The sequence below is a fragment of the Photobacterium japonica genome (genome assembly GCF_050337005.1).
Lineage (GTDB): Bacteria > Pseudomonadota > Gammaproteobacteria > Enterobacterales > Vibrionaceae > Photobacterium > Photobacterium japonica.
Window position 1 is genome coordinate 1 of the sequence record NZ_JAKJSN010000117.1, and the last position, 2,956, is coordinate 2,956.

A 2,956-nucleotide genomic window follows, 5' to 3' on the forward strand; every position below is an offset into this window, starting at 1 on the left:
AAATAAAATAGTGAATACATTGCAGGAACGTAACCATTCTCAGCCGCCTTTAATAAGTAATTTACTCTATCTTCATGAGAATTCCACTCTACTCCAGAATTTAATAGCATATAGCCACCATGCTTGATGATATCATCATAAACTTCATTTCTCTTTGATTGACGATAAAATGGCACACTATCCCACCAGTGTTCACTTCTGATAAAATGTGCATATTTAGCCTTACCATCACCTTTCCCTGCTAGCTGTTCCCAGCCTTTCAAGGCTTTCTCTGCCCATTTTTCATCACAGGGCCATCCCGCCATTTCACAACGACCGGTATAATCATCCGGAACAAGAATATCCATTGCCCATGGATTACCCATATTTGCCGCCTTCAAAAAATTCTGGCCCGACTCATAAGTCCCGCCTGTCGCATATTGTGTCACGCCCAACCAATAGATTGCATGCGCATTACCTTTATCGGCCTCAGCTTGGAAAACGGCTTTGGCTTGATCATATTCAAACTGGTTATACAGCTTTACGCCTTGCTCAATGTGGGCTTGGCAACTCGCATCGCAGTCATATGCAGAGGCTTGACTGGACGCGATGACGCTCATAAAAGTAAACATGCCTGCGAGTATCGAGGAGGAGGTTTTAAGTTTCATGTGCGTGCTGCAATCCTTGAAGGTTGTGGGTGTAGGAGGGTTGCCGTATGACGAGGGTCAACGCTCAGGGCTATTTTCAGTGGTTTAGGGGATCGGGGGATAGTGTGTATGTGCAGACCGTGGAGACAGGTCACGATAATGAAACGAAGAAAAGGGATAACCCACTAATTTACATCACTTGAATTTTCTTTGAATGGGGGCAGTTACGCGAAAAGACAGCCAGAACATGACCCATTGAACAGCAAATGTTATCCACCCTTGAATAATACTCAATATCACTAGATTAAGTTGCATAAGATAGGGGCAAGCAGTAATCTTGCGCCCGCTATACTACTGATATTTAAGTGTCAGCGTGTTTGGAATACCAACATTAGGACAATCCCCTCTTAAGGCTAAAACGCCTCAATAACGATAGTTTTGCAGCCTAATGATAGCGCAAGACGAACCTTTACTATGGCAATAAAAATACAGAAGATTCCATGACATTCAAAGAGATCCTTGAAGTACGCAATGTCCGCTACTTTTTAATGTTTCAAAGCAGCTACTTTGCTCGCTTTTATTATCCGGTATTCACCCTTCTCTACTTAGATTATGGCTTAACGCTCTCTCAATTTGCCATCCTTAACGTAGTCTGGGCGGCGACAATTGTGCTTGCTGAAGTTCCATCTGGCGCATTTGCAGATACTTTAGGCCGCAAAAAACTCGTTGTGCTGTCATCATTGGTGATGTTTATTGAAATCGCAATAATTGCGCTTGTTCCTACCAGCAATCCTACGCTGGTATTCAATGTATTTTTGATCAACCGAATACTGAGTGGCTTGGCGATGGCTTTGGCCAGTGGTGCGGATGAAGCCTTAGCTTACGACACGTTAAAGGAACAAGGTAAAGAAGATGCATGGCCAAAAGTGTTGCAAGTTCAGCTTCGCATATCCTCAAGCATCGGCATTTTTGTCACCTTAGTCGGCGCGGCTATGTATGATGTGAACGTTATGGCTACCGTCTATTCCTTCCTCGGCCTAGACGCACCGCAAAGCACGCAAGACATCATGCGTATTCCTGTTTTTGCCACCTTACTGGTTGCTATGCTCGCCATTTATGCCGCCGTCAACATGCGAGAAGCGAAGAAAATATTACCGCTAGATACGACGAAATGGGCAAACACGGTCGCGAGCCTAAAATTAACCGGCCTCACGGGTAAGTGGGTGTTATCCACGCCCTATGTGCTCTTCATCTTGCTCTACTACAGCTTATTTGAACACACGTCACGTATGTTTTTGACCATGAACAGCCAATATTATCGTGCGATTGATATTCCCATTCTCTATTTTGGTTTCATTGGCGCAGGGATCAGTCTACTCAAAATCCTATTGGCAGGGCAGAGCCGTCGCTTAGCGGAAAGCATGGCGCCTAAAATGTTCATTTTTGTGATGGGTGTAGCCACCATGGCAACCTATTACTGGATCAGTTTGGGCTGGTCAATTTACGGCGTTATACCTGCGCTCATCTTGATCTTTATTATCATGACGATGAACATTTTCATTAGCTATCACCTAAATAAAAATACAGAATCACACAACCGAGCGACCGTACTCAGTTTCAAAGGTCTCATGTTTAACCTGGGGTACGGCTCAATCGGCGTTTTATATGCCTACTACTACAAATTGGTTTCTCAGAACTACACCGAACAACAGATAGCGCAACACATCGACTTTTTAGCGTCACTTTCCTCGTTTTTTTATTATTTTACCTTTTTGTTCGTTGTAATCAGTGCTGTCTTTTATATACAGCATAAGAAGAAAGCCATTTTTTAAACACCCAGCATAAGCATTGAACCCTTGCTAATGAGCCCTTGCGAATCAATTTCAATAGCGCTCATTAGCCTTTGTCCGTTAGCGGGTTGCCGCACCAAAATGAGCGTTGTACACAGCACAGTTTTTCCAACGAAACCTGCTTGCTGAAACTGGTTTATGCTGGGATTTTAAAGGTATCAGAGAAGTGGACACATCCAGTGCAGAATTGGAACCTGACATTATCTCAGCGAAGTATCCACTTTCCTGGTAGAGTCGATGAATATGTAGATCTGTGATTATGCTACACAGAACTTTAACACCCTACCTCATAATGATAACTGGCTATCCTTACTGAAATTAAATATCAATTTCTTACCACTCACTCCTGATATATTCCTCCTTAAATAATCGCAAGAAAATATACTGACCTTCGAACTCTATCTAATATATATCAATACATGTTATTACTGATTTTTTTCATCTTCCTTATCCATTATTTCTCTATGCTTAGCATAAATA

At 42.6% G+C, this 2,956-nt stretch carries 1 protein-coding gene and 2 pseudogenes; 2 read left to right on the forward strand and 1 reads right to left on the reverse strand.

What is annotated here, in order from left to right; all coding sequences use genetic code 11:
• A pseudogene (locus L4C36_RS23510) lies at positions 1-647 on the reverse strand (hypothetical protein); the annotation flags it as partial.
• Positions 648-1,126: 479 nt separating this feature from the next.
• Here L4C36_RS23510 and L4C36_RS23515 point away from each other — a divergent pair.
• Positions 1,127-2,458: an MFS transporter gene (locus L4C36_RS23515; protein ID WP_428480190.1), complete on the forward strand. Its 1,332-nt coding sequence runs from the start codon at positions 1,127-1,129 to the stop codon at positions 2,456-2,458.
• Positions 2,459-2,568: 110 nt separating this feature from the next.
• Positions 2,569-2,733: pseudogene (locus L4C36_RS23520) on the forward strand (IS256 family transposase); the annotation flags it as partial.
• Positions 2,734-2,956 lie beyond the last annotated feature (223 nt).

Excerpts from the sequence above, each read along its gene's own strand:
- L4C36_RS23515 (WP_428480190.1), top strand. The coding sequence starts at position 1,127 with ATGACATTCAAAGAGATCCTTGAAGTACGCAATGTCCGCTACTTTTTA.